This window comes from Nocardia sp. NPDC055002 (assembly GCF_053608825.1).
Map to the genome: position 1 here is coordinate 785,699 of NZ_JBSGWE010000004.1, position 26,338 is coordinate 812,036.

Consider the following 26,338-nt stretch of genomic DNA (forward strand, 5'->3'; position numbering starts at 1 on the left):
TGCGCGTACCGCTACGAACCGGCGGTCTCGATGCCCTTTTGCATGCCGGCGACCGCGTCGTCGACGGACTTCGTGCCGTTGAGGGCAGCATAGGCGTTGTCCTGGATGGCCTTCGACACCGCGGGATAGAACGGGGTCACCGGACGCGGCACGGCGCTGGCGATGGATTCCTTCAGCGTGGGCAGGTACGGCATCTTCGCGATCAGGGCCGGGTCGTCGTAGAGCGAGGAGCGCACCGAGGGCAGCGAGCCCGAGGCGATGATCTGCTGCGCCTCTTCGCTGATCAGGTAGCGAACGAAGTCGGCGGCGGTGGCCTTGTTCTTGGAGAACGCGCTGATCGCGGCGTTGTAGCCGCCCAGGGTGGAGGCGCCGACGCCGGTGTTGCCCGGCAGCGGGGCGACACCGAACTTGTCCTTCACCGCGGAGCCCTCGGCGGATGCCTGGGCGAACAGGTAGGGCCAGTTGCGCAGGAACAGCAGCTTGCCCGACTCGAACGCGCTGGCGCTCTCGCCTTCCTTGAAGGTGATGGCTTCCTTGGGGATGTCACCGTTCTTGTAGGCGTCGACGAGGACCTTCAGGCCCGCCTTCGACTCCGGGCTGTTCACGGTGGGGGTCTTGCCGTCGGCACCGACGAAGCTGCCGCCGAAGGCGTTGATGACCTCGGAGGTGTTCACGGTCAGGCCCTCGTAGGGGGCGAGCTGACCGGCGTAGCAGCCGATGTTGTTGTCGCGAGCCACCTGGCACTGGCCGAGCATCTCGGTCCAGGTCTTGGGCGGGTTGGGCACCAGGTCCTTGCGGTAGTACAGCAGGCCGCCGTTGGTGTTCTTCGGCGCCGCGTACAGCTTGCCGTTGTAGGTGGCGCTGGCCACGGTCGGCGCGAGCAGGGGCGCGGTGTCGATCGCGAAGCTGTCCTCGAGCGGCTGGATCCAGCCCTTGGCCGCGAACTCGGCGGTGTTCGGCACGTCGAGGGCGACCACGTCGTAGCCGTCCTGCTTGGCGCGGAAGTGCTCGGCTAGGTCGTCGTGCTGCTGGGTGCCGTCGGCCGACTGCTCCTTGAACGTCACCTGCTCGTTCGGGTGCGCGGCGTTCCAGCGGTCGATGAGCTGCTTGACCACACCGGTTTCGGTGGTGTCCTTGCCCTCGACGTAGGTGATCGGGCCGCGGCCCGTCAGGTTCTGGTCGAGTGCGTTGCCCCCGTCGTCACTGGAACAACCGCTGGCGAACGTCGCGGTGAGCAACGCGATCGAGGCAGCAGCCATCGTCGCTCTGGGGACAAACTTCAAGGCCATCGCAGACACTCCAGGGTCAAGACGTGAGCAGCAGCACACCGTGCGGTGCAACAGGCAACATACAGGATTCTCGGCGGCGCGGGCGCCGCGTGTTCTCGGCCTGGGAGGCCTCGATCTTCCCTTCCTGCGGGCACTCCTTCGTCGCACCCTTCGGTCGGTCCGGATCGAGGCGGCCGAGAACGGGCACAGACTTACACAGTTTTTCTGTCAGTGTGGTGGCTTAGGGTCATTGCTTGTGACAAGTCCCTCGCCGGCCGCTACGCCCGATCGGATGCTCACCCGCATCGGCGGTTTGCTGCGCAAGGCCGAGTCCACCGACAACGCGCACGAGGCCGAGGCCTTCCTCGCCGCGGCTCAGCGACTGGCGACGAAATCCTCGATCGATCTCGCGGTGGCGCGCTCGCATGTAGCGTCGCGTGAGCGCAGGTCGGCGCCGGTGCAGCGGATCATCCCGATCGGCGAACCGGGCCGAAAAGGTCTGCGTACCTACGTCCAGCTGTTCGTGGCGATCGCTTCGGCCAACGACGTTCGCTGCGATGTCGCCCGTACTTCCGCCCAGGTCTACGCCTACGGCTTCGCCGCCGACATCGACACCTGCGAAGCGCTGTACGCGAGTCTGCTCGTCCAGATGGTCCGCGCGTCGGACCACTACATCAAATCCGGCGCCTACCGCGAGGCGACCGTGGTCAAGATCGTCACCGAGAAGCGCCTCGGCCGTACCGTCCGTCGCAAGGTGCAGGCGCCGGTGGCGGGAGTCACCGCGCGGCTGAACTTCCAGATGGCCTTCGCCGCCCGCATCGGCGCACGGTTGGCCGAGGTGAAAGCCGAAGTCGTCGCCGAGGAATCGGTGGTCGAATCGACGGGGACGGCCCTGGCTTTGCGGGACAAAGAAGTAGCCCTCACAGACTTCTACACGGCTACCTCGGAGGCGCGCGGAACCTGGCGTGGGCCGCAGACCTCCACCGGGCACTCCGCCGCGGCCCGTCGCGCGGGCGACCGAGCGGGCCGTACCGCCCGCCTCGGCGGCTCCTCGCCGGAACTCCCTGCCGCACGGGGAAAGCTGTCGGGCCGATGAGATCGACCGGGGTATCGGCACTCGACCGGGCCGTCGGCAACCCGCTCGGCGGTGCGTTCCCGGTGCGCAGCGGCGGGCAGGGCTGTGTCGCCGGGTAGTTCGCCGCGGCCGCAGCGCGACAGCCAGCGCGCCAAGGTCTACGACGGTGAGCAGTTGGTGCGTGGGGTATTCGATCGTGCGGATGAGTTCGGCCATCGGACGGTCGACGTCTACGGCTCGCAACTGACGTTGCCGGTGGAGCGGCGCTTCGCCTCCGTGGAGTCGGTACAGAGCTACGCGGACAAGGTGCTGGCGCTGAATTGGGTTCGCGCGCAATGGGAGCGAGCCACAGTATCGATCAGGGTCCGGGCCAGGGGTGGTGCCGCGGCCGCTCACTACGAGCCGGAGAGCGCGGTCCTCGCCGTCCCGCTGCACACCGGCTCCACCGCTTGGGCGCTTCGCGAACTGGTGGTCCTGCACGAACTCGCCCATCACTTGGCGCCCGATTCGGCGCAGGCACCACACGGACCCGAATTCTGTAGCCGCTATGTCGAATTGGTGGACGGTGTGATCGGTCCGGAAGCCGCATTGCTGATCCGGACGACCTTCGCCGGGTGCGGTGTCCGGTTCGGCTAGAGATTTCTCGCTCAGCGGTCCTCGAGCAAGGCGCTGACTCGCTCGTAGCGTCGCAACCACCAGTCGACACGGTCGGGATCGGGGTGTCGGTATTTGTCCAGCAGTGCGGGGTCGGGCTCCGGTGGCGAGGCCGGGACCGGCAACCATCCGTCGACCGGCAGCAACGACTCTGTGACGAGATCGCCTTCGAACAGTGCGAGAGTGCCCAACCCGCAGGCGAATTCGAGCTCGGGCAGCGCGCCCGCCAATGCCAGCTGCGCCGACAAGCCGACGCTGGTCTCGAGCGCCGACGAGACGACGGTCGGCAGCCCGGCCGCCTCGGCAACCGCCAATGCTCGTCGGACCCCGCCCAGCGGCGTGCACTTGAGTACCGCCACGTCAGCGGCACCGGCCACCGCCACCCGCATCGGGTCCTCGGCCCGGCGAATCGACTCGTCCGCCGCGATCGGCACCGAAACCCGCCGACGCACCTCGGCCAGTTCCGCCACGGTCCGGCACGGCTGTTCTACGTATTCCAAACCCCCGGCGGCTTTGTCGATCTCTCCGATATGCCGGACGGCGGTTTCCACGTCCCACACCGCGTTCGCATCGATCCGAACGGCCCCTGATTCCCCGATCGCTTCGCGTACCGCCGCCACCCGAGCCACGTCCTCGGCCAGCGAGTCGGGGTGGTCCGCCACTTTCACTTTCGCGGTCGCACAACCGGATTCCCGAACAATCCGGCGGGCTCGCACGGGATCCACTGCGGGCACAGTGCAATTCACCGGAATTCGATCACGCACCGGGGCCGGCCACCCCGTTGTCACCTGTTCGACAGCGGTAGCCAACCACCCGGCCGCTTCGCGATCGTCGTATTCGGGAAACGCGCAGAACTCGCCCCACCCCAGCTCGCCCCGGATCAGCATCCCCTCGCGCACAGTGATCCCCCGAAACCGTGTCCGCAACGGAATCGCATAAACAAACAGTTCGGTGCTCACCCGACCGATCGTAGATCTCGCTACGCGGGTCGAGACGAACGGCGGCGCTCACGGTGAGCGCCGCCGTCCGATGTCACAGGCGTTCGATGATCGTGGCGTTGGCCAGGCCACCCGCTTCGCACATGGTCTGCAACCCATAGCGCGCTCCACGCTGCTGCATCGCGTGTACCAGCGTGGTCATCAACCGCGCCCCGGAAGCGCCCAGCGGATGCCCGAGCGCGATCGCCCCACCGTTGACGTTGACCCGGCTCATATCCACCCCGGTCTCTTTCGCCCACGCGAGCACGACCGGCGAGAATGCCTCGTTGATCTCGAACAGGTCGATGTCGCCGATGTCCAGACCGGCCCGGCGCAGCACCTTCTCGGTGGCCGGAATGACCGCGGTGAGCATCAGCAACGGGTCGTCGCCCGCGACCGAGAAGCTGTGCAGGCGGGCCAGCGGCCGCAGGCCGAGCTGCTCGGCGCGTTCGCCGGACATGATCAGAACCGCGGAACTCCCGTCGCTGACCTGGCTGGCGGAGGCGGCGGTGATCTCCCAGCCGATCTGCGGGAACCGCGCCGCCATCGCGGGGTCGTAGTAGGCGGGCTTCAGTTTCGCGAGGGTGTCGATGGTGCTGCCGACCCGGATTCCCTCATCCGTGGTCAGCCCGTTGATCGGTGCGAGTTCGGCGGTGAAGAGTCCGTCTTTGGTTGCCCGAGCGGCCTTTTCATGACTGCCGAGGGCGAATTCGTCGAGCTGGGTTCGCGTCAGGCCCCATTTCGCGGCGATCAGTTCGGCGCTGATTCCCTGCGGGACGAGGTCCTCGGGATAACGCTGCGAGAAGGCGATGCCCGACAGGTCGGTGGCGCCGATCAGGTTGGCGCCCATGGGGACTCGCCCCATCGATTCCACTCCGGCCGCGACCACGATGTCGTACGCCCCCGCGATGACTCCCTGTGCGGCGAAGTGAATCGCCTGCTGACTGCTGCCGCACTGCCGGTCCACTGTCGTGGCAGGCACGGATTCCGGATATCCGGCGGCCAGCGCGGCTCGCCGGGTCATATTCGATCCTTGTTCCCCGACCTGGGTGACGATGCCGCCGATCACATCGTCGATGAGCGCGGGATCGATCCCGCTGCGCTCGACCACCGCCCGCAGGCTGTGTGCCAGCAGATCGACCGGATGAACGTCGTGAAGTGCGCCGTTCGGCTTGCCCCGCCCGATCGGGGTGCGTACCGCTTCGACGATGACCGCGTCTCGCATGAAGTCCTCTTTCGCCAACGCTGGCTCTATCTGACAATAGCCAGCTTAGATCCTAACTATCATCGACTCAAGTCAGATTGGCTATGATGTCTCTCATGGCAGCCGTGATGGAAGGACCCCTGGCCGATCTCAGTAAATGGGAAACGGCGGGCTGTTCGATCGCCAGAGCCATGGACCTCATCGGCACCCGCTCCGCGATGCTCATCCTGCGCGAGGCCTACTACGGCACCCGCCGCTTCGACGGCTTCGCCCACCGAGTGGGCATCACCGACGCCGCCGCGGCGGCCCAACTCCGCAAACTCACCGCCGCCGGCCTCCTGGAAAAACGCCCCTACCAGGAGGAAGGAAAGCGCACCCGGCACGAATACGCCCTCACCCAGATGGGCCGGGACTTGCTTCCCGCGGTCGTGGCCCTCTGGCAATGGGGCGACGCCTACCTCCAGCCGGGCCCCCCGCCGCTCCTGCGGGTGGACGCGGAAACCGGCGAACCGGTCCGCGTCGACCTGCGCACCTCCGACGGCACCGAGATCCCCCTGGAACGCCTGGCGGTCCGAGTCAACGAGGACTACCTCCGCGACCGCGCCGAACGCCGAAAGAAGAACCTGGACAGCTAGGCGCTGAACACGCCGATCGTCACGTCCTCCGTGCCGAGGGCCTGGAACAGGCTGACCCACAGCAGGACGACCGGTTCGGTGCTGCGGGCCGTGTTGAGCGCGCCGAGGTCGATCAGCTGTTCGTCGGCCCAGCCGAAGGAGTTCAGCAGCCGCGCCACCTGGGTCTTGGCATCGGCGTCGTCACCGCTGAGGAAGACGGTGTGCTGTCCGGGAATTCGGGCCGGGTCGACCATCACCTGGTTGTTGGTGGTGTTGAGCGTCTTCACCACGCGGGTGGCCGGAAAGGCCTGCTGGATTTCCTCGGCGACGCTGCCCGCTTCGGGCACAACGAGTTTGGGCGGAAAGCCCTGCGAGAAGTCGAGGGCGTTGGAGACGTCGACGATGATCTTGCCCGCGAGGTTGTCCGCCCCGGCCGCGGTGAGCGCGGCCACCGACACCGTGCCCGACGTGGCATTCACGATCAGTTCGGCCGCCGCCGTCGCGTCGGCGAAAGTGCCGTGTGCCCCACCGGTTTCGGCTGCCCACGCGGTGGCGTCGGCATTGTCGGCGGTTCGCGACCCCATCGTCACCGTGTGCCCTACCTCGACCAGCTTGCTCGCCAGCCGTCGACCGACCTGGCCGGTGCCGAGTACTGCTATGCGCATGTCACTACCCCATGTCGACAGACCTGCCCGGCGATCACCGGAACCGAGCATCAGCATAGGGCCGGACCAGGTATCGAGCCGAGCGTCTACGCGCACAGCGCAATCGTGCGCGGGCGACTCGATCCACGAGCCGCCCGCGCATCCGGATCAGCGCAGGCGCCGGCCGTCCACGCTGAAGAAGTACACGTGTTCGGGGTCGGCGGTCAGGCAGAGGCGATCGCCCTTGCGTGGCGGGTTGCGCCAATCCACGCGCGCCACAATCGTTTCCCCGGTCTGGCCGCCGGCACCCGCCGCGAGGGCGCGACCGTAGACGTAGGCGTCGGAGCCCAGCTCCTCCACGACGTCGACCTCCAATTCGAGGCCGCCGTCGCCGACCTCGAGATGTTCGGGGCGGATGCCGAGGACCACGGAGCCCTCACCCGCGTCGGCCACCGCGCGCGGCACCCGTACCGGGTAGCCGCCGATGGTCACGGCGCCGTCGTCGACGGGGAGGGTGAACAGGTTCATCGCGGGCGAACCCATGAATCCGGCGACGAACATGTTCGCCGGATCGCGGTAGAGGTCGCGCGGCGAGGCGCACTGCTGGAGCAGTCCGTCCTTGAGAACCGCCACACGGTCGCCCATCGTCATCGCCTCGACCTGGTCGTGCGTGACGTAGACGGTGGTGGTGCCGAGCCGGCGCTGCAACTGGGCGATCTGGGTACGGGTCTGCACGCGCAGCTTCGCGTCGAGGTTCGACAGCGGCTCGTCCATCAGGAACACCCGCGGCTGCCGCACGATCGCGCGCCCCATCGCCACGCGCTGGCGCTGTCCGCCCGACAGCGCCTTCGGCTTACGGTCGAGGTACTGCTCGAGGTCGAGGAGCTTGGCTGCCTCGAGCACCCGCTCGTCGCGCTCGGCCTTGGAGACCTTGGCCAGCTTCAGCGCGAAGCCCATGTTCTCCGCGACCGACATGTGCGGGTAGAGCGCGTAGTTCTGGAACACCATCGCGATATCGCGATCCTTGGGTTCGGCGTTGGTCACGTCCTTGTCGCCGATCCGGATGCACCCGGCGTTGACCTCCTCGAGGCCGGCCAGCATGCGCAGCGAGGTCGATTTGCCACACCCGGAGGGTCCGACGAGTACGAGGAATTCGCCGTCGGCGATCTCCAGGTCGAGTGCGTCGACCGCGGGTTTGGTGGCACCGGCGTAGAGCCGGGTAGCGCGGTCGAAAGTCACGGTAGCCATGCGTAGATCAACATCCCATCCCGGCAGGAACGTGCCGGACGATCCGAGTAGTGGGTCGCTGGGATCGTAGCGGCCCACAACAGCGCCGGGTAGCCTCGGTCGCGGTGCCAACCCGAGCCGTCGAGGAGCCAGCGAGATGAGTCGTCCGGTCCGTATCGGAGTCCAGCTTCAACCGCAGCACGCGCCCGATTACGGTCTGATCCGCGACGCGGTGTTGCGGGCCGAGGACGCCGGAGTCGACATCGTCTTCAACTGGGATCACTTCTTCCCGCTCACCGGCGACCCGGCGGGCGCGCATTTCGAATGCTGGACGATGCTCGGCGCGTGGGCGGAGCAGACCGAGCGGGTCGAACTCGGCGCGCTGGTCACCGGTGGCGGCTACCGCAATCCCGACCTGCTCGCGGATATGGCGCGCACGGTGGACAACATCAGCGGCGGCAGGCTGATCCTCGGCATCGGCGCGGGCTGGTTCGAGCGTGACTACGACGAGTACGGCTACGAGTTCGGTACGCCGGGCAGCAGGCTGACCCTGTTGAAGGAAAGCATGGCGCGCATCACCGCCAGGCTCGGGAAGCTGAACCCGCCGCCGGTCCGCGACATCCCGATCCTGATCGGCGGCGGTGGTGAGCGCAAGACGCTGCGCCTGGTCGCCGAGTACGCCGACATCTGGCACTCCTTCGCCGACGCGGCGACTCTCGGCCGCAAGAACAAGGTGCTGGCCGAGCACGCGGCCGTCGTCGGTACCGACGACTCGCGGATCGAGCGTTCGGTGCAGTGGCAGGGTCGCGACGAGGCGAAGGCGCTGCACGATGCGGGCGTCACCCTGTTCACCGTGGGTGTTTCCGGCCCCGGCTACGACCTCACCGAAGTCCGGCGCGCCATCGAATGGCGTGACGAGACGAACCCGGCCGTCCTGGAGGGCCTCGCGTAATTTCGATCACGCTGCGGCAAACCCGCTTCCGGGACTCGACCGGCTGTCGTCGTGGATCGACACCGTGAGCCGCAGCCCTGCGTAACCTTCGCTGTGCAAGGTTGCGGCTAGGGTCTATCGGCATGGCAGGTGTACGAACTCGGGCGCGGATCGCTGCCCTCTTGCTCCTCGTCGGCGTCGCGGCGACCGGTTGTGGCGGCTCCGAGAGCAGCTCCGCGCGTGACCTCTGTTCGCCACCGGGACCGAGCGCCGCAGCTGCCGCGCCGACCAATCTGGCCGCGGGCGAAACCGCGGGCGCCGATCGCTACACCACCGCGACAACCGCGCCGGTCGACTCGATCGACACCACGAAACTCGGTCTGCTCAACCCGGGCACCCTGAGCGTCGGCACCCTGTCCGACGCGCCGCCCAGCATCTGCGTCAACAGCGAGGGCGCCTTCACCGGCTTCGACAACGAACTCCTCACCGCGATCGGCGCGAAACTCGGCTTGCGCGTGGAGTTCTCCGGCACCGAGTTCGCCGGTCTGCTCGCCCAGGTGTCGGGCAAGCGTTTCGACGTCGGCTCGTCCAACATCACCACCACCGATGCCCGGCGCGAACTGGTCGGCTTCACCAACGGCTACGACTTCGGCTACTTCTCCCTGGTCGTTCCGCAGGGCAGCGCGGTGAAGGGCTTCGGTGACCTGAACCAGAGCTCGCGCATCGCGGTGGTGCAGGGGACCGTGCAGGACGAATTCGTGGTGAACCAGCTGAAGCTGGATCCGGTGAAGTTCCCCGACTACAACACCGCCTACGCGAACCTGAAGTCCGGCCAGGTCGACGCCTGGGTCGCACCATCGGCGCAGGCCGAGGGCGCGATCAAACCGGGCGACGGAATCGTGGTCTCGCAGAACACCTTCAGCCTCGACAACTTCGTCGGCTACGCGGTGGCCAAGAACAACCAGCCGCTGATCGACGCGCTCAACTCCGGCTTGGACGCGGTGATCGCGGACGGCACCTATGCCCGCCTGTACGCCGATTGGGTGCCGCGTGAACTCCCGCCGGGGTGGAAGCCGGGCTCCAAAGCGGCTCCCACACCCCAGCTCCCGGACTTCAAAGCGCTCGCGGCCGAGAACCAGCCGGGGGAGACCGAACAGGTCGCGCAGAAGTCGACGCTGCAACAGTTGAAGGACACGTTCTTCGATTGGTCGTTGTACCGCAAGGCTTTTCCCGATCTGATCAAGACCGGTCTGCCGAATACCCTGATCCTGGCGTTGGTCTCGGGTGTCCTCGGCACCGTGATCGGCATGTTGCTCGCGGTGATGGGCATTTCCCGCACCCGCTGGTTGCGCTGGCCCGCCCGCGTCTACACCGACATCTTCCGTGGCCTGCCCGCCGTGGTGATCATCCTGCTCATCGGTCTCGGCATCGGCCCGGTGGTCCGCAATATCACCGGCGGCAACCCGTACTGGCTCGGCGCGGTGGCGCTGGCTCTGCTCTCGTCGGCCTATATCGGCGAGATCTTCCGCTCCGGTATCCAGTCGGTGGAGCCCGGTCAGCTCGAAGCCGCGCGCGCGATCGGCTTCGGGTACCGGCAGTCGATGACGCTGGTGGTGATTCCGCAGGGTGTGCGCCGGGTGCTGCCCGCGCTGATGAACCAGTTCATCGCGCTGATCAAGGACTCGTCGCTGATCTATTTCCTCGGTCTGCTCGCCTCGCAGCGCGAACTGTTCGCCGTCGGCCGCGACCTCAACGCCCAGACCGGCAACCTCTCCCCACTGGTCGCGGCGGGCCTGATGTACCTGGTGCTCACCATCCCGCTCACCCACCTGGTCAACTACATCGACCAGCGCATGCGCACCGGCAAACCCACTCCCGCCGACCCGATCGAGCAGGCAGTCATCACAGAAGGGCGAGGCGCATGAGCGCATCGTTGACCGGCACCGGGCTCAATCTGACGCTCGGCAACAACCACATCCTGCGCGGTGTCGACATCCATGTCGAGGCGGGCCACGCCACCACCGTCATCGGCCCATCCGGCTCGGGTAAGTCGACGCTGCTGCGCGTGCTCAACCGCCTGCACGAACCCGATTCCGGCGACGTACTGCTCGACGGCAAGTCGGTGCTGAAGGACAACCCCGACAAGCTGCGCCAGCGCATCGGCATGGTCTTCCAGCAGTTCAACCTGTTCCCCCACAAGACCGTCGCCGACAACATCGTGCTCGGCCCCCGCAAACTGCGTGGCCTGTCCGCCGACGAGGCCCGTGCCCTGGCGATCGAACAGCTCGAGATCGTTGGCCTGGCCGACAAGGCCGACGCCCGGCCCGCCTCGCTGTCGGGCGGCCAGCAGCAGCGCGTCGCCATCGCCCGCGCGCTGGCCATGAAACCGGAGCTGATGTTCTTCGACGAGGCCACCTCGGCGCTGGACCCCGAGCTGGTGAAGGGCGTGCTGGCGCTGATGGCCGACCTCGCCTCGGGCGGCATGTCGATGATCGTGGTGACCCACGAGATGGGGTTCGCCCGCGAGGTCTCCGACAGCGTCGTGTTCATGGATCAGGGCGTCGTCGTGGAGACCGGCAGCCCCGACGCCCTGTTCGACGACGCCAAGACGCCACGCCTGCGCCGCTTCCTCGATCAGGTCCTCTGACCAGGTAAGGGGCCTCGCAGCAACGCATGCGCAACTGCTAATGTCGGAAGTGCTTCAGCTCCATTCGATCAGTACCGGACCGAGTTCCGGGAAACCGGAAAGAGAGAGCCGATGACCACCACGCACGCCGAACACCCGCAGCACACCCATGTCCACGGCCCCACCTGCGGCCACGTCGCCGTTCCGCACGAGGATCACGTCGACTACGTCCACGACGGCCACCTGCACCGCGAACACGACGGCCATTTCGACGAGTGCGAGACCTCAGCACACGTCGAGCACACCGCCCACACCCACGAGCACGGCCCCGGTTGTGGTCATGTCGCGGTCCCGCACGGCGACCACGTCGACTACATCCACGACGGCCACCGCCACGCCGCCCACGCGGACCATTACGACGATCACTGACCACCAGGCCGACCCCGCCCCGGTGGGGTCGGCTGCCCGTACTACCTCTGGCTCGACGATCGATCGGTTCCCCGGATACTGTCTGTGCCTGCGGCCTGCGTCATGCCTGCCGATTCACGAATGGGGATTCTCGGTCGATGGGCAGAACAATCAGGCGCACAATGGCTTTCGGTGTCGTCGGCAGCGTGCTGGCAGCATGCGTCGCCACCTTCGGCGCGGGCAACGGCCTGGCCGACGGGCGCGATCCGATCATCGAAGCCAAGAAGCTCCTCGCGACGCCGACCACCGCGAACGGCTCGAACATCATCTCGAGCAGGGTCGATGATCGAAATCTGACCATGCTGGTCTTCTCCGCCGCGATGAACAAGGGCATCACCGTGAAGGTGCAGCGTCCGAAAGACGCCTCTGTGCCGCGCCCGGCGCTCTACCTCCTCAACGGCGCCGGGGGCGGCGAGGACCGCGCGACCTGGTGGCAGAACACCGATGTCGGCGATTTCCTCGCCACCAAGGACGTCAATGTGGTGATGCCGATCGGCGGCGCCTGGGCGTACTACACCGACTGGCAGCAAGACGACCCCGCGCTCGGCCGCAACAAGTGGCGCACCTTCCTCCTCGACGAACTCCCACCCCTGGTCGACGCGGCACTGGGCACCAACGGCGTCAACGCCATCGCCGCCAACTCGATGACCGCGACGGCCGTCCTGCAATTGGCCGAGGCCAAGCCGGGCTTCTACCAGTCCGTCGCCGGCTACAGCGGCTGCGCGCAGATCTCCGACCCGATCGGCAAGCAGTTCACCAAGCTGGTCGTGCAGACCTACGGCGGCGGTGACGTCGGCAATATGTACGGTGCCGACGACGACCCGGCCTGGGTCGCCAACGACCCGGTCGTCCACGCCGAGAAGCTGCGCGGCACCAGGCTGTTCGTCTCGGACGCCTCCGGCCTGCCGGGCCCGCACGACCGCATCGACGACCCGTACATGATGAATCCGACGCCGTTCGGCCTGGCCAACCAGCTCGTCGTCGGCGGGATCATCGAGGCCGCGGTCAACTGGTGCACCCGCAACCTCGAGTCCCGGCTCGACGAGTTGGGGATTCCCGCCACCTTCGATCGTCAAGCGAGCGGCACGCACTCCTGGGGCTATTGGCGTGATGCCTTCTATCGGTCGTGGCCGGTGCTGGCCGCGGGTCTGGGATTGCCCGAATAGCCGTTCAGTCGGTGACGGTGGCGAAGGCGGCCCAGAGCAGGGGCGAGTTCTCGGCCGCCGGAGCGTCGCGCCATGCGGACAACTGTGACCGCTGCCAGGTCAGCAGGGTGGGGACGGGTGTGGAGGAATCGTGAGCGGTGTCCACGGCGCAGATCGCGGCCTGCAGCGGGTGGCCCGTGGTGGGGGTGAGGGTGTGGAAGGCGTGGTCGGTGGGCAGCGGCCAGCGGGTGGCGGTGACGAGCTCGGCGCCCGCCGACAGGGCCGCGGTGGTGAGGCCGAGGGCCTCGGTGAAACGCAGGTCGCCGCCGCTTTCACAGGCGATGAGGGCGACGCGGCTCGGCATCGGCCACCGGTCACGTCCGGGGACGGGGGTGGGGTCGAGCGTATGGGTGCCGAGGAGGAGGTCTTTCGCCGAGAGCGGGCGATGGGTGCGGTTCGTCGCCGCGAAGCCCCGGGTGTCGGCGGTGCAGCTCAGGTGGAGCTCGGCGTGTTCGCTCCGGCCCGATTCCGGTGCGGGAGCGGTGACATGGCCGACGTAGACGAGTCGGCTCGCGCCTGCCCGCAGCACCTCGGACAACCAGTCGCGGTCGGTGTCGGCGCGCCGGAAGAGTTCGACCGCGTCGTCGACACGGGGAACCACGCGATATCCGTAGCGGCCGAAGTGTTGTGCCACCAGGGTTTCCGCCGACGGCCTGCCGAGCACCGAGCCGAGTTCGGAGTCCGCGCGAAACCCGGGCACGCGCGGATCGAGCACCGCGACCACGGGTAACTCGCGAGTATCGTTCCAGCGGTGCGCGATTCGATCCGGCGCGTGCACCACCGAGACCGGTGCGAGCAGGCTGATGTCGGCGATGTCCAGCAGCCGGATCCCCGCGTCGGGGGCGAGGATCTCCCACGGCACCTGCGCCAGCCTGGGTGAAGGCTGGATCCGCAGATGCGGCCGAATCCCACGCTGCGACAGTTCGTACAGCTGCACGGCGAGCCCATAGGGCAGCAGGGTGCGTGACAAAGCCTGTGCCAGCGCGCTTTCCGCCTCGGGATCGACCAGTGCCCCCGTGGTCATGACCCGCCGCAGATCGTCGGGTCGCGCGGGGTCGGGTACCGCGTCGGTCAGCAGTCGCAGTGTCTCGCGCACATGGTCTCGGGGCAGTACCGCTACGCCACGCGCCAACGCGTCGCCGGCCCATCGCCACGAGACGTACACGTCGCCCGCGTCGGCCAGCCTGATGAAGGCTGTCGGCACACTGCTGAGTTCGGCAGCCGAAGGCGTTCCCGTCGCCGGCTCGTTCACAGCGCGATCACCCGGCGGTCGCGGACGGGGCGTCCGTAGCGCTGCTCGGCGTGGGAGATGAAGTCCGCCAGGACGATGCGGCCGTGGTCGGTCAGCCGGGGTGGTGGCGCGACGGGGATGCCCGCGGCGGCGGCGACATCGGCGAGCGCGGCGCCGAGTTGCAGGGCCGGTGTGGTGATCTGCTCGGCGGGCTCGGGATCGAACAGCTGGAATTCGAGGGTAGGCGCCGTGACGTCGGTGTACGCGGTGGTATCGAGAGTGGTTCCAGCGCACTGCGTCTCGATCAGATCGCTCACCAGTTGACCGTTTCCGGCGAGGGCGGCGCATCGGAAGGCGACGCGCATGGCGGGTTCGGCGACGGTGCGGTGCCAGTGTTCACGTTGGTTGCCGTTGGGGAGGGTGTGGCGGACGGCATCGATGGCGAGGGCGGCGGGGACCGCCAGGGACACCGCGCGGGCCACCAGGTCCGGATCGGGTTGTGCCGCTTGCTCGATCGAGGCATGGAGGAGTTCGGCGTGCCAGTAGTCGAGCTGGGCGCAGTGCATCCCGAGGCCCTGGGCGGCGTAGGCCGCGAACGAGGTGTCCAGTAGCTGCTCGGCGCCAGCGAGATCGCCTTCCGCACAGGCGACGGTGGCCAGGCGCAGCCGCACGTCCGCCGCGTCCACCACCGCGCCGGTGGCGTCGAACCGATCCAGTGCCCGCTCGTAATACGCACGTGCCGTGGTGAAGTCACCCCGGCGTTCGGCGAGGAAACCCATCGTCTTCGACCCGATCCCGGACCAGTGGCCCAGGTCACCGGCCTCGAAGAACTCCTGACTGGCCAGTAACGGCTCCTCGGCCTCGTCGAAATGCCCGGCCCGCACCAGCATCGTGGCCAGATTCTGCTGCGACTCCGCGACCGAGGCGGCCTCGCCCGCCGCGGCGAAAGCGGCCACCCCCTGGCGCGCGAAGTCGATAGCCAGTTCCCAGCGGCCGGTCTCGAACGAACAGGCCGCCAGGTTCATCAACGGGTGACCGGCCAGCTCCGGTGCGAAACGCTCTGTCACACCGAGAGATTCGACCGCCAGCTCACCGGCGCGCGCCCACTGCTGCCGATGCAGCGCGACCGCCGTCAGCGACAACAGGCACGCCACCCGCAGCAGCCCCTGATCGGTGCTGTCGGCGAGCAGCGCACGCGCCTCCTCGAGCACATCCTGCGCGGCATCGAACTCGCCCAGATGCTGGAAGGCCTGCGACAGATTCACCAACGCCGCAGGTCGCTGATGTGCGGCATCGTCGGGCATTTCCGCAAGAGCCGTTCGGAACAGCACCACCGAGCGCCGATGCTCCCCGAGCTCGTCGGCCATACTCGCGGCGTTGATCAGCGCGGCACTGCGCAATCGCGGCGTCGCACCGTCGGCCGCCCGCTCGAAGATCTCCAGTGCCGCGATCACATCGCCACGCTGATAGGCCGCGTACCCCGCGGTGAGCTGGGCGTCGTCGCGATCGGATGTCCTGCCCGTGGCTGCCATCAGAAGTCCTCGTCTGTTTCAGCGGCCGCTGTTTCGGCGCTCAGGCGCTGGTCGCCGGTGTGTTCGGTGAGCCGGGCGCGGGCGAATCGGCGGATCCGATCCCGGGCGGCCGACTCGTCTTCCGGCGGATCGGCAGGGCCGACGCCGGGCACGAAAACGGTGATCTCCGGCGAGCTTTCCGGTGTACCGGGGATTCGCGCCGCGCCGGTCCAGGCATCGCCCCGCAGATGCAAGGGCATCTCGACATCGGGCCCCGGTGGGGCGTGCTCAGTGCCGTCGGGCAGCCGCACTCGTACGCGCGCGTGCGGGCGAAGGTGTTCGGGGACGAGTCGCCGGCAATCCGGCGCGGCGACCACGCTGACCCGCACCGTCGACACCCCGCCCGCGCGGGATACCTGCCACGACACGGCGTGCTCGCCCGCGTCGAGAATGCCGGGCGGGCAACGTCGCCAGTCCCAGCCGCCACTGCCGCGCGCCACGATCAGCCCGTCGGACGAGTCGGCGCCGCCGGCCGCCAAGGCGTAGTCCTGCGCGCGACCCCGTGATCCTGTCGACTCGCCCAGCGGCCTTCGCTCGTCGGTGGAGTCGGACAACCCGAAGTCTTCCTGCGTGCCCGGTATCGACGAGCCGGTGCCGGGCTCGTCGTCGCCGTCGACCGCCATTTCGCATTTCGCGGTGAGCAACCCGATTTCCTCGACCAGCAGCCGCGGATCCAGGGCGGGAATGCCGTCGATAGTCGACGCGGGCCACCACCGGCTCGCCCAGTGCGCGTAGGCAAGTCGCCGCAGGGCCGCCGCCGAAGCGCGTCGGGCGGGCGCGGCTGTCAGCTCTCCGGGCCGGTTGTCCGCGAGCGCCGAGGCGACCTCTTCGCCGTACACCGCCCACACCCAATCCTGTGCGGCATCGACGTCGTCGAGTACTGCGGCGGGCACCGACTCGTCGTCGAACAGGCTCCAGCTCAGATGCCCTCCCACGACCTCGAGAACCAGCACATCGAGCCCTGGCGCGGCATCGGTGACCAGTGGCGCCCGCTCCGGAGCGATCACCAGCAAGCCCGGCTCCGCATGGCGAAGGTGCACGACTGTCATCAGCTGGCCCTCGCTTCCACATCGGCCACGGTGTCGGCGGTCAGCGCCTGTTTCACCCGCGTGCGGTGGTCCAGGATCACCGACCGGGCGACACCGTCGAGGAGATCCCACAGCTCACCGGGATCGAACACCGGCAGCTCGCGCACATCCCGGCCGTGCAAACGCACCCACAACCTGCGCGAATACGGCCGCCACGGCGCGTGTAACTCGGCGGCCACCGCCGCGAGCGGTCCCGTCTGCCCGTCGACCACGTGCACCGCGTACCGGCGCGCCTGCAGCACATACCCTTCCCGCCGCCAGCGACCGTTGACCACCTCGTGCGCACGCGACGAAGGAGCCGGGTCGACCGCCGCCGGGGTACCGAAGGGGGAGAGACCCAGCGCCAGTTCGGAACCCGCCGCCGCGGCGACCCGCAGCGATTCGTCGAGCAGTCCCCATGGCGAACAACTGCGCGAGATCTCCCGCGTGACCAGCTCCGGAATCTCGGGGAGGTCGGTCCGATCGATGCTGCCCTGCAACACCGTGAAGACCCGCTCGTACACGGTCCGGTCGAAGGGCAGACCGAGACTCGCGGTCGACGCGGACGCGCCGAGCTCGGGTCGCTGTGGGCTGGCGCAGATGGTGAGCCCCAGGTCGTCGGCGCCCGCGTCGGGATGCGCGAGCCACAGGGCGATCCCGCGTCGGGTGCCGGCACCGCTGTCGACGATGTCGTCGAACAGCGGCCCCGCATCGGCCGGATCCCCCGAGCGGGCGAGCGTGCAGGCTTCGAGCAGCTCGGTCAGCTCGGCCGCCAGATCTCTTGCGCCGTAGGGGGCGAGCGGGCGGCGTGCCCAGGCGATGTCCAACAGCTCGGCCAGCCCGGGTGCTCGAGCCGGGTCGGTCACATGGCGTTTCAGCGCGGCGGTGGTGCGCCCGCCGGTGCTGTCGTGGACTTCGCGCAGCGTCGCCTCGGCCCTCGCGTGCGCGCGGTCGCCCTCCGGCGCACCGTCTACGGTCGCCAGCTCGAAGCAGCGCTGGAAGTACAGATCCTGGGCGTTCCCCTCGGTGATCCGCAGCCTGCGCCGCACCTGCTTCAGGACGACGAACCACGCCGCACACGCCCGCAGCGCATCGGACTGCGCGTGCAGCAGTGCCGTGAGCAGCGCGATCCCGTCCTCGTCGAGCATGCTCGACGCCAGCCCGGGATGCTGCATCGGCCGCAGTACCAGCGGATCGAGAATCAACTTCACCGTCCGCCGCAACGGCCCACCGTCGGCCCCGCTCAGCGCGTCGACGCCGTCGAGCCCCCGCCACACCTCATCGAGCACCATGGCGCGCGGTCTCCGCATCCGACCAGGTTATAGGTATTTTCGGCGGCCGGTGCGGCGGTTGCCGAGCACGAAAGTTGGGATCGGTAGGCGGGAAAAGATTTCTACCTTTCTCTCAACGGGTTACCAGCCCGGTCACACCGAGAGAAACGGAAACCACCATGAACACCAAGCTGATCGCCGCCCTCGCCGCTTCCGCCGCCGCCACCGCGCTGTTCGTCACCGGTTGCAGCGACGATGCCGGCACCACCTCCCCGAGCACCGCCGGATCGGCCGCTCCGGCCCCGGCCGCGGGCAAGTCCACCGCCACTGTCGACGGCAAGGAATTCACCGCGAAGTTCGACACCACCTGCGCCAAGCAGGCAGGCACCCTCGCGCTGGCGCTCACCGATACGGCCAACGCCACCTACGGCAGCCTCTCGGTGAGCGCGTCGGTCGAAGGCGAGAAGGTCCAGGCGGTCGCCATCGGCGGTAGCCAGGGCGGCGCCAACGGCCTGCCCTACGCCGTCGGCTACGGCAACGGCCAGCCCGGCGGTTCCGCGACCCTGGCCAAGGACGGCAACACCTACCGCATCACCGGCGAGGGCATCAGCGCCGACATGACCAACCCGCTGGCGGGCCCGTCGACGGTGAAGTTCGACATCACCTTCGCCTGCTCCACCATCGTCGGCGCCTGATCGACACAGGCGCGCAGCGCTCCTCAGCCGCACATGGCCGGAGCGAATGCGGAGGTACGCCTGATCGTTCGCGACCCGGTCGCATCCATCCAAGGAGAAATCATGAAATCCAAACTGCGTGCGGCCGCGGTCGCCTTCGGAATCCTCGCCATCGGCTACTACCTCTTCTACGGCCTCACCTACACCCCCGACGAATACACCGGCGCGATGCTCGGCTGGGTCGGTCCCCAGATGGCCCTGCCGATCATCGCGCTCACCATCGTCCCGATCGTCTTCGCCTTCACCGGCGACGGCATTCTCGAAGCCTTCACCGGCCGCAACAGCAGCGAGTTCCGCGACGCCGCGGTCGGTATCGGCACCATCACCTCGTTTCGGCAGACCGGCGTCTCGGTGAACGACCAACCACAGGTCAAGATCGCTTTCCGGGTCGAGGGGTCCGACGGAAAGGTCTTCGACTCGCACGCCAAGATGATCGTGCCGCTCACCGAGCTGGCCCTGCTGCAGCCGGGCGTCGTCCTGCCGGTCCGGTATCTGCCGGGCCGCACCGACAAGGTCGAGGTCGACCGCTCCGGCGACAACGGCGCCGCCCAGCGCGCGATGAACGAATCGCTCATCCGCAAGGGCATCACCACCCGGGGCAAGCTCGACATCGCTGAACGCGGGCTGGCTGCCCAGGCCGTGGTCCGCAGCCTGGACGTCCCCGGCCGCATCCGCGGCGGCTACACCGAGATCGCGCTCGGTCTGGTGGTCACCCGCCCGGACGGCACCACGTTCGAGACCCGCGCCGAGAAGTACCTGCCGCCCACCGCGGTCGGACACGTGCAGGTCGGCCGGATCGTGCAGGTGCACTATCTCCCGGGCAACGAGCAGGAAGTGGTGATCTCCCTTCCGGTCAACGCCTGATGACAACGTCCTGCGCACTCGGCGCGCGCTGTGGCTGATCCATCCGCGATCGGTCACAGCGCGCGCCGAGTTTTGGTCGTCCGTTCATCTACGCGTTCCCGATGGCTCGCTTGGGCTGCTTACGGTGCCCGGAGTCCGTTCTACTCAGGAGTCACCGTGAGTCCGAAACCGCTCGCCCTGTTCGTCAAGCATGACGGTCAGTCGGCACGCGCCGCCCTGACCTGTGAATACAAGTGCGGCAACGCCTGCTTTCACGAGCCCCCGAACACCTCGGAGGGTGCCTACTTCGGTGACATCGTCAGCGGCCTCAACCGCCGTGGCCTGATCAAGGGCGGCGCGGCCGCGGTGCTGGCTGTCGGCGCCGCGAGTGCGCTGGCCGCCTGTGGTGACGACTCCGAGGCCGCGAAGACCCCGGCCCCGACTCCGGCCGGAACGCCCGGCACCGGAACGGCGTTCACCGCGGTGGCGCCGAACAAGGAAGACGCGCTGACCATTCCGGAGGGCTACGACCAGCAGGTCGTCATCCGCTGGGGTGACCCCATCTTCGCCGACGCCCCCGCGTTCGACTTCGACAAGCAGACCGCCGCGGCGCAGCTGAAGCAGTTCGGCTACAACAACGACTTCGCCGCGCTGATGCCGATCGAGGGCCAGGCCAACAGCTACCTGCTCGTGGTCAACCACGAATACACCACCGGCCCGATGATGTTCCGCGGGTACAACAAAGACGCGCCGACCGACGAGCAGATCGCGATCACCAAGGCCGCCCACGGCATGGCCGTGGTCGAGGTCAAGGGCGAAGCGGGCTCCGGCAAGCTCACCCCGGTCTTCGGTAAGTACAACCGCCGCATCACCGCCGACACCGAGTTCCTGCTCACCGGTCCCGCCGCGGGCAGCGCGTTCACCGTCACCGGTGCCGACCCCTCGGGCAAGAAGGTCCTCGGCACCTTCGCCAACTGCGCCGGTGGTGTGACTCCTTGGGGCACAGTGCTTTCCGGTGAGGAGAACTTCAACGGCTACTTCGCCAACGGCGACAAGGCCTCCGACCCGCAGGGGCGCGTCAAGCGCTACGGCTTCCCCAAGGGCGGCACGCCGAACCAGTGGGAGCGCACCGACAAGCGCTTCGACCTGAGCCAGGAACCCAACGAGGCCAACCGTTTCGGCTATGTCGTCGAGGTCAACCCGTGGGATGCCGCCGCCACGCCGATCAAGCACTCCGCGATGGGTCGCCTCAAGCACGAGGGCGCGTCGATCTACGTCACCGACTCCGGTGATGTCGTCTCCTACACCGGCGACGACGAGAAGTTCGACTACATGTACAAGTTCGTGTCCTCGCGCAAGATCCAGTCCGGCACCGGCGCTTCCGCGATGCGGCACAACCTGACCATCCTCGACGCGGGCACCCTCTACGTCGCCAAGCTCACCGGCGACCACGCCGACAAGATCGACGGCAGCGGCGCGGTCCCCTCCGACAAGGGCTTCACCGGCAAGGGCCAGTGGATTCCGCTGCTCGAGACCGGCGACGACGGCAAGGGCAAGTCCCTGGTCGACGGCATGTCCGCCGCGGAGGTGGCGGTGTTCACCCGCCTGGCCGCCGACAAGGTCGGCGCCACCAAGATGGACCGCCCGGAAGACTTCGAGGCCAACCCGTTCACCGGCAAGGTCTACGTGGCGCTGACCAACAACGACAACCGCGCCAAGGACGACAAGCCGGGTGTCGACGAGGCCAACCCGCGCAAGCTGAACAAGAACGGCCAGGTCCTCGAGCTCACCGACAACCACACCGGCACCGACTTCACCTGGTCGCTGCTGCTGGTCTGCGGTGACCCCGCCGCCGCCGACACCTATTTCGCCGGCTTCGACAAGACCAAGGTCAGCCCGATCTCCTGCCCGGACAACCTGGCCTTCGACCCGTACGGCAACCTGTGGATCTCCACCGACGGCAACGCCCTCAAGACCAACGACGGCCTGTTCTCGGTGATCCTCGACGGCCCCAACCGCGGTGAGACCAAGCAGTTCCTGACCGTGCCCAAGGGCGCCGAGACCTGCGGCCCGATCGTCACCGAATCCCACGTCATCGTGTCGGTCCAGCACCCCGGCGAGGCCGATGACGCCACCCCCGACAACCCGCAGTCCCACTGGCCCGACGGCGGCACCTCTCAGCCGCGTCCCGCCGTGGCGGTCGTCTGGAAGAAGAACGGCGGACGAATCGGCGTCTAGCCGACCCCCGATCCGCTGACGAAACCGCTACTCGGCTGGGCGAGTGGCGGTTTTGTCATGTCTGTCCTCAGCTGCTGCCGAACATTCCCGACATGTTGGCGAAGTGGGCGAGGTCGCCTTGCGCGCCGCTGTAGATGTTGACGTCGGTGCCGCCGTGGATGCCGGGGACCGTGCCGCGGTCGGTGGTTTGCCAGAAGGTCCAGGTGGGCCAGTTGCCGGGGACCTCGGGCTGGTCGTTGCCGCTGTAGTCGGCGATCCAGAGCGGGTATCGGGTGAAGGCGCTGGTGTCGGCCATCGCGGTCTTCCAGAAGTGCGGGTAGGTGTAGATGATGGGCGTGCGGCCGGTGAGGGTTTGCAGCGCGTTGAGGTAGCGGTGGGTCCAGTCGATGAGGGCGGCGGGGGCCAGGCCACCCGCGGTCTCCAGGTCGAGCACCGGGGGCAGGTCGAGGGGCCCGTTCTGGCCGAGGACCGTCGCGGCGTACATCGCGGCCTGCGGTTCGGGCGGCAGTTCGGGGCGTGCGAAATGGTAGGTGCCGCGCGCCACCCCGGCGGTGCGCATGAGAATGCTGTCCTGCACGAAGAACGGATTGATGTAGTGCAGTCCCTCGGTGGCCTTCACCATCGCGAACTGGTGTCCGGCCGCGCGCACCGCGTGCCAGTCGATCATCCGGCCGTCCACATGCTGCCAGGACGACACATCCGGCCCGCTGGGCTCCGCCTGCGCGGTAGCGGGTAGCGCGCAGGCCAGGGCGATGAGCGCAACACAACCACGAACCGTCGAACTCCACCGCTTGGTGTCCATGGCCGTCGACCGTAGTGACTTGTTGCCTGTGTGACCAGTGGTGTTGGTGAGTGTCTGTGAATAGTTACGGAAAGCCTGTCGGCCCGTGCCCGTATCTTGGTGCGGACATCGGCTGACAGAAAGTGGTGGGCATGGCGCGCAAGCGTGAGGTGTGGTTCGAACCGGCGGTCGCGAAGCCGGGGGCGCTGCGACCCGCGGTCTCGCCCGGCGACGACCCGATCGACGAACTGACCGTCACCGACGTCGAATATCGCGACGCGGATTTCGCCGAGCGTCACGTCTCCGGCATCAGCGTCGAGGCCTGCGTGTTCGACAGCGTTCGGTTTCCGAGCACCCTGCGGCACAGCACCATCGCCGAGTCCACGCTGCGGGTCTGCGATCTGGCCAACGTTCAGGCCGATGACTCGTCGATGATCGAATCCCTGATCGAGCACGGTCGTCTCACCGGATTGTCGTGGACCGCGGGTGTGCTCCGCGACGTCCTGATCGACTCCACGCGCGCCGACCTGTCCTCCTTCGCTCAATCCCGTCTGCGCACAGTGGTGTTCCGCGACTGTGATCTACGTCAAGCCGACTTCCAGAGCGCCGAGTTCCGCAACGTCCGCTTCGAACGCTGCAATCTCGTCGGAGCCCGCTTCGCCGGCGCGCGCCTCCAGCAGAACCTGCGCTTCGAAGACTGCGACCTCACCGGCATCTACGGCATCACCGCCCTGCGCGGCGCCACCATCAACGGCGGCGACCCGGAGGGATTGGCGTCGACTCTCGCGCGCGAACTCGGCATCACCGTCGAATGGCACACCGACATCGCGGAGAGTTAGCCGAGCCAATCGAGAACCGAAGCGGCAGTCCAGGATTGCTGCATGCTCCCCAGCGGAGCGCCGGTGTACGGCTCGTAGTACTCGGCGAAGCTGCCGTCACTGGCCTGGCGCAGACCTTCGGCGCGGAGCATGTAGGAGCGCTCGGCCCAGCCACGGCGGGCGAAGGCCCAGGAGAACAGCCAGCTCATCACCGGCCAGACGGGGCCGCGCCAGTATTCGCGGGAGCGGAAGTCCTTGGAGACCGGCGAGGTGGACGGTGGCAGGGCGTAGCGCAAATCGGGGTGGCCGCAGAAGCGTGGGCCTTCGAAAGTGTTGAGCAGGGCGCGCTCGGCGTGGCGGGGCAGGCCGCCCGAGATCAGCGGGGCGAACATGGCGAGGGTCTCGGTACTGATCCAGCGTTGCAGGCGGACGTCGTAGTCCTTTGCGGCGCCGGTCCGTTCGTCGGTGGTGGCGACCACGCCCTTGCGGAAACGTTCGGCCCAGCCGTGCAGTTCGCGGACGTCGGCGTGCGGTTGCTTGTACTCCTCGCCGATATCGGCGAGCACCTCGCAGGCCAGTGCGAAGATCGCCGACACGAACACGTCCTCCACGGCGAAACTCATCACCGAGGTGAGCTGGAAATCGTCGTAGTTCGCGCGGCGCATCTGCTCGACCAGCCACAGGTAGCGGTCGTACTCACGGTCGCTCGGCCGCTGGGTGGGGTCGGAGATGATCGAGGTGTCCGCGCGCCGGTACGGCGGAAGATCCGTCCCCGGAACGACATTGGCGTAGGCGCGGTCCCAGCGCGGGGAGTTGTCCATGCCGGATTCCCAGCCGTGGTACAGCGTGATGCGCCCGGTTTCCTTGGGGTCGCGGGCATGTGCGAGCCAGCGGTGCCAGCGCACCAGATCGGGCCAGCGGCGGTTCAGGAATTCCTCGGCGACCGCGCGGGTGGAGCGGCCGTGCCTGCGGGAATGGTCGAGGATCCGCTGCACGGCGATGGCGTGCACCGGCGGCTGGGTGATGCCGGAGGTGTCGGGGCCGTCGGGGGCGTTGCTCGCCAGCTTGCGACATTCCCACCGCGCGGGCCCGGGAAAGTATCCGTCGACGCCGTTGGCGAACACGATGTGCGGGATCATCCCGTTCTTCCACTGCGCCGACAGCAGCGTGTCGAGCTCGACCACCGCCCGCTCCACGCTCAACGGCGCCAGCCCCACCGCCACGAACGCCGCGTCCCAGCTCCACATGTGCGGGTAGAGGCGGGGCGCGGCACTGGTCATCGTGCCCAGGTCGTTGCCCCGCAGGAGGTAGGCGGCGCGGGCCGCGAGCTGCGTCGAGGTGAAACCTGGGTCGGTCATCTATCTATTCTGCGGTGGAGCAGGGCCTATGGCATCTCGACGGCACTGTGACGATCAGTACCCGGCTTGACGCGGCGTGTTCTGCGCCGCCGACCCGACCGAGCTGAGCATGGTGGTGATGCACAGCCCGACCAGCAGGTTGATCGCCGCGGTCGCGATCTTGGCGTCCAGGTCGGCGACCAGCGTGAACGGCAGAATCACCGCGACGGCCGTCAGGAGCAGGCAGATCCAGGTGAAGAAGGTGAGCGGGCTCGGCATCGCCAGCAACAGCACCATCAACAGTGCCGTGGCCAGCAGCGCGGCGGCCGCGGCGGCGATGGCGTAGGAGGTGGTGGAGACGGTGCCGTACGCGCCCGCGCCCTCGGGCGAGAGGATCGCGATACCGAGCACCCCGCGGATGAGCATGATCGCGACGACCACCAGCAACGCGGCCACGACGGCCGTGCCGATACCGCCTGCCCACAGCTTGCCCACATTGACCTTGGGCTCCGGTTCGCCCTGGGGATAGTGGGGCTGGCCCTGGCCGTACTGGGGCTGGCCCTGGTGCTGGGGATACTGCGGGTCCGCTGGTCCGTAGTTGTACCGGGGATCGGTCATAGTCCGACGGTACTAGTCGGTGCTGTCATCCGCGCGCGGAAACGGCCAGGGTGTCGAGATCTGCCTGCCCGCTAGCGTGGGATGTATGACGGTGACCAGTACTCCCGCCCAGACCGCTCTCATCACCGGCGCGAGCCGTGGACTCGGTGCCGCGATCGCCCGCGAACTCGCGCCCACCCACGACCTGCTGCTCGGTGCCAGATCCGCCGATGCGCTGAAGCCGATTCTCACCGAGCTGCCCGAGGCGACGGGCTGGCCGGTCGCGCTCACCGACTACGCGGCGGTGGCCGCGGCCGCCGAGCCGATCTCGCGACTCGATGTCCTCGTGCACAACGCGGGTATCGCCGACCTCGGAACGGTCGCCGAGTCCTCGGTCGAGCAGTGGCGCGAAACCCTCGAGGTCAACCTGATCGCGGTTGTCGAGCTGACAAGGGTGTTGCTGCCCGCACTGCGCGCCGCGAACGGGCACGTGGTGCTCATCAATTCGGGCGCGGGATTGCGCGCGCATCCCGGCTGGGGCTCCTATGCGGCCAGCAAGTTCGGGCTGCGCGCCTTCGCCGACGCACTGCGTCAGGAGGAGCCCGCGCTGCGGGTGACCTCGCTGTTCCCCGGTCGCATCGACACCGATATGCAGCGGGCGATCGTCGCCGACGAGGGTCGCGAGTACCGGCCGGAGGAGTTCCTCACCGCCGAGACGGTGGCCGGTGCCGTGCGAACGGCCGTCGACACCCCTCGCGACGGACATCCGACCGAGATCGTGTTGCGGCCGCGCTGACCGCGACGAGGCGATTCGGTATGGTCGCCGATAGCTGCGTCCAGGGGGTCGGCGCTGGAATTCGCACAGAGGTATCCGCTGGTTCAGGCGCGCGATGGATTCGGTGGGTACCGTGCCGCTGATTTGATCGTGCCCTGGCTCGTGGCGAGGTGCACCCGGCT

General features: G+C 68.0%; 25 protein-coding genes. 13 read left to right on the forward strand and 12 right to left on the reverse strand.

Annotated features, from left to right (window positions below; all coding sequences use genetic code 11):
• Positions 1–11: 11 nt before the first annotated feature.
• Entirely contained in the window at positions 12–1,289 is a 1,278-nt protein-coding gene (locus ACWF99_RS20385; RefSeq protein WP_056823877.1) for an ABC transporter substrate-binding protein, read from the reverse strand.
• A 271-nt stretch (positions 1,290–1,560) separates the two neighbouring features.
• On the opposite strand from ACWF99_RS20385, the gene ACWF99_RS20390 reads away from it, so the two are divergent.
• Together ACWF99_RS20390 and ACWF99_RS20395 are read left to right on the forward strand one after the other, a co-directional pair.
• The gene (locus ACWF99_RS20390; protein WP_452537173.1) at positions 1,561–2,364 is read left to right on the forward strand and encodes a DUF2786 domain-containing protein; all 804 of its coding nucleotides are present in this window, start codon (positions 1,561–1,563) and stop codon (positions 2,362–2,364) included.
• An 84-nt stretch (positions 2,365–2,448) separates the two neighbouring features.
• Entirely contained in the window at positions 2,449–2,979 is a 531-nt protein-coding gene (locus ACWF99_RS20395) for a TIGR04338 family metallohydrolase (RefSeq protein WP_378634906.1), read from the forward strand.
• Positions 2,980–2,990: 11 nt separating this feature from the next.
• On the opposite strand, the gene ACWF99_RS20400 is transcribed toward ACWF99_RS20395, so the two are convergent.
• Both ACWF99_RS20400 and ACWF99_RS20405 read right to left on the reverse strand, forming a co-directional pair.
• Positions 2,991–3,956, reverse strand: coding sequence for an o-succinylbenzoate synthase (locus ACWF99_RS20400; protein WP_378634908.1), 966 nt, complete (start codon positions 3,954–3,956; stop codon positions 2,991–2,993).
• 73 nt (positions 3,957–4,029) lie between these two features.
• The gene (locus ACWF99_RS20405) at positions 4,030–5,199 is read right to left on the reverse strand and encodes a thiolase family protein (RefSeq protein ID WP_378634910.1); all 1,170 of its coding nucleotides are present in this window, start codon (positions 5,197–5,199) and stop codon (positions 4,030–4,032) included.
• 83 nt (positions 5,200–5,282) lie between these two features.
• Here ACWF99_RS20405 and ACWF99_RS20410 point away from each other — a divergent pair, with 83 nt between their 5' ends.
• Positions 5,283–5,813 (forward strand): winged helix-turn-helix transcriptional regulator, encoded by a 531-nt coding sequence (locus ACWF99_RS20410; RefSeq protein WP_378634913.1) that lies wholly within the window; start codon positions 5,283–5,285, stop codon positions 5,811–5,813.
• Here the strand turns inward: ACWF99_RS20410 and ACWF99_RS20415 are convergent.
• Complete coding sequence (locus tag ACWF99_RS20415) at positions 5,810–6,457, reverse strand: NADPH-dependent F420 reductase (RefSeq protein WP_452537102.1); 648 nt, start codon at positions 6,455–6,457, stop codon at positions 5,810–5,812. The two genes, ACWF99_RS20410 and ACWF99_RS20415, sit on opposite strands and share 4 nt — an antisense overlap.
• Positions 6,458–6,604: 147 nt before the next feature.
• Complete coding sequence (locus tag ACWF99_RS20420; RefSeq protein ID WP_452537103.1) at positions 6,605–7,684, reverse strand: ABC transporter ATP-binding protein; 1,080 nt, start codon at positions 7,682–7,684, stop codon at positions 6,605–6,607.
• 136 nt (positions 7,685–7,820) lie between these two features.
• Between ACWF99_RS20420 and ACWF99_RS20425 the strand changes: the two genes are divergently transcribed.
• The 5 genes from ACWF99_RS20425 to ACWF99_RS20445 all read left to right on the forward strand — a co-directional run bounded on the left by ACWF99_RS20425 (position 7,821) and on the right by ACWF99_RS20445 (position 12,854).
• A complete protein-coding gene (locus tag ACWF99_RS20425; RefSeq protein WP_378634920.1) occupies positions 7,821–8,615 on the forward strand; it encodes an LLM class F420-dependent oxidoreductase in 795 nt (264 codons plus the stop codon).
• Between the two features lie 122 nt (positions 8,616–8,737).
• Positions 8,738–10,519, forward strand: coding sequence for an ABC transporter substrate-binding protein/permease (locus ACWF99_RS20430; RefSeq protein WP_452537104.1), 1,782 nt, complete (start codon positions 8,738–8,740; stop codon positions 10,517–10,519).
• Positions 10,516–11,241 (forward strand): amino acid ABC transporter ATP-binding protein, encoded by a 726-nt coding sequence (locus ACWF99_RS20435; RefSeq protein WP_378634926.1) that lies wholly within the window; start codon positions 10,516–10,518, stop codon positions 11,239–11,241. The genes ACWF99_RS20430 and ACWF99_RS20435 overlap by 4 nt, the downstream gene beginning before the upstream one ends.
• A 111-nt stretch (positions 11,242–11,352) precedes the next feature.
• On the forward strand, positions 11,353–11,649 hold the full coding sequence (locus ACWF99_RS20440; protein WP_067454945.1) for a hypothetical protein: 297 nt from the start codon (positions 11,353–11,355) through the stop codon (positions 11,647–11,649).
• Between the two features lie 137 nt (positions 11,650–11,786).
• The gene (locus tag ACWF99_RS20445; protein ID WP_452537105.1) at positions 11,787–12,854 is read left to right on the forward strand and encodes an alpha/beta hydrolase; all 1,068 of its coding nucleotides are present in this window, start codon (positions 11,787–11,789) and stop codon (positions 12,852–12,854) included.
• Between the two features lie 4 nt (positions 12,855–12,858).
• Here the strand turns inward: ACWF99_RS20445 and ACWF99_RS20450 are convergent, their stop codons facing one another.
• The 4 genes from ACWF99_RS20450 to ACWF99_RS20465 are packed head-to-tail and all read right to left on the reverse strand — an operon-like array spanning position 12,859 to position 18,054.
• Positions 12,859–14,145, reverse strand: a complete 1,287-nt coding sequence (locus tag ACWF99_RS20450) for a CHAT domain-containing protein (RefSeq protein WP_452537106.1) — start codon at positions 14,143–14,145, stop codon at positions 12,859–12,861.
• Positions 14,142–15,656 carry a tetratricopeptide repeat protein gene (locus ACWF99_RS20455; protein WP_452537107.1) on the reverse strand — a complete coding sequence of 505 codons (1,515 nt, stop codon included), beginning with the start codon at positions 15,654–15,656 and terminating at the stop codon, positions 14,142–14,144. Before ACWF99_RS20455 ends, ACWF99_RS20450 begins: the two co-directional genes overlap by 4 nt.
• Complete coding sequence (locus ACWF99_RS20460; RefSeq protein ID WP_452537108.1) at positions 15,656–16,744, reverse strand: hypothetical protein; 1,089 nt, start codon at positions 16,742–16,744, stop codon at positions 15,656–15,658. Before ACWF99_RS20460 ends, ACWF99_RS20455 begins: the two co-directional genes overlap by 1 nt.
• The gene (locus ACWF99_RS20465; protein ID WP_378635268.1) at positions 16,744–18,054 is read right to left on the reverse strand and encodes a hypothetical protein; all 1,311 of its coding nucleotides are present in this window, start codon (positions 18,052–18,054) and stop codon (positions 16,744–16,746) included. Before ACWF99_RS20465 ends, ACWF99_RS20460 begins: the two co-directional genes overlap by 1 nt.
• A gap of 158 nt (positions 18,055–18,212) precedes the next feature.
• On the opposite strand from ACWF99_RS20465, the gene ACWF99_RS20470 reads away from it, so the two are divergent.
• From ACWF99_RS20470 to ACWF99_RS20480, 3 genes are all read left to right on the forward strand, one after another.
• On the forward strand, positions 18,213–18,728 hold the full coding sequence (locus tag ACWF99_RS20470) for a lipoprotein LpqH (protein WP_378634938.1): 516 nt from the start codon (positions 18,213–18,215) through the stop codon (positions 18,726–18,728).
• A 102-nt stretch (positions 18,729–18,830) separates the two neighbouring features.
• Positions 18,831–19,631 (forward strand): hypothetical protein, encoded by an 801-nt coding sequence (locus ACWF99_RS20475; RefSeq protein ID WP_378634940.1) that lies wholly within the window; start codon positions 18,831–18,833, stop codon positions 19,629–19,631.
• Positions 19,632–19,787: 156 nt separating this feature from the next.
• The gene (locus ACWF99_RS20480; protein WP_378634943.1) at positions 19,788–21,848 is read left to right on the forward strand and encodes a PhoX family protein; all 2,061 of its coding nucleotides are present in this window, start codon (positions 19,788–19,790) and stop codon (positions 21,846–21,848) included.
• A 67-nt stretch (positions 21,849–21,915) separates the two neighbouring features.
• On the opposite strand, the gene ACWF99_RS20485 is transcribed toward ACWF99_RS20480, so the two are convergent.
• Positions 21,916–22,650, reverse strand: coding sequence for a glycoside hydrolase family 25 protein (locus tag ACWF99_RS20485; protein ID WP_452537109.1), 735 nt, complete (start codon positions 22,648–22,650; stop codon positions 21,916–21,918).
• A gap of 131 nt (positions 22,651–22,781) precedes the next feature.
• Here ACWF99_RS20485 and ACWF99_RS20490 point away from each other — a divergent pair, with 131 nt between their 5' ends.
• Complete coding sequence (locus ACWF99_RS20490) at positions 22,782–23,468, forward strand: pentapeptide repeat-containing protein (RefSeq protein ID WP_452537110.1); 687 nt, start codon at positions 22,782–22,784, stop codon at positions 23,466–23,468.
• Here the strand turns inward: ACWF99_RS20490 and ggh are convergent.
• Together ggh and ACWF99_RS20500 are read right to left on the reverse strand one after the other, a co-directional pair.
• Entirely contained in the window at positions 23,465–24,805 is a 1,341-nt protein-coding gene (gene ggh / locus ACWF99_RS20495) for a glucosylglycerate hydrolase (protein ID WP_378634949.1), read from the reverse strand. The two genes, ACWF99_RS20490 and ggh, sit on opposite strands and share 4 nt — an antisense overlap.
• Positions 24,806–24,859: 54 nt before the next feature.
• On the reverse strand, positions 24,860–25,402 hold the full coding sequence (locus ACWF99_RS20500) for a DUF6069 family protein (protein ID WP_378634952.1): 543 nt from the start codon (positions 25,400–25,402) through the stop codon (positions 24,860–24,862).
• Positions 25,403–25,487: 85 nt separating this feature from the next.
• Here ACWF99_RS20500 and ACWF99_RS20505 point away from each other — a divergent pair, with 85 nt between their 5' ends.
• Positions 25,488–26,177 carry an SDR family oxidoreductase gene (locus ACWF99_RS20505; RefSeq protein WP_378634955.1) on the forward strand — a complete coding sequence of 230 codons (690 nt, stop codon included), beginning with the start codon at positions 25,488–25,490 and terminating at the stop codon, positions 26,175–26,177.
• Positions 26,178–26,338: the final 161 nt, after the last annotated feature.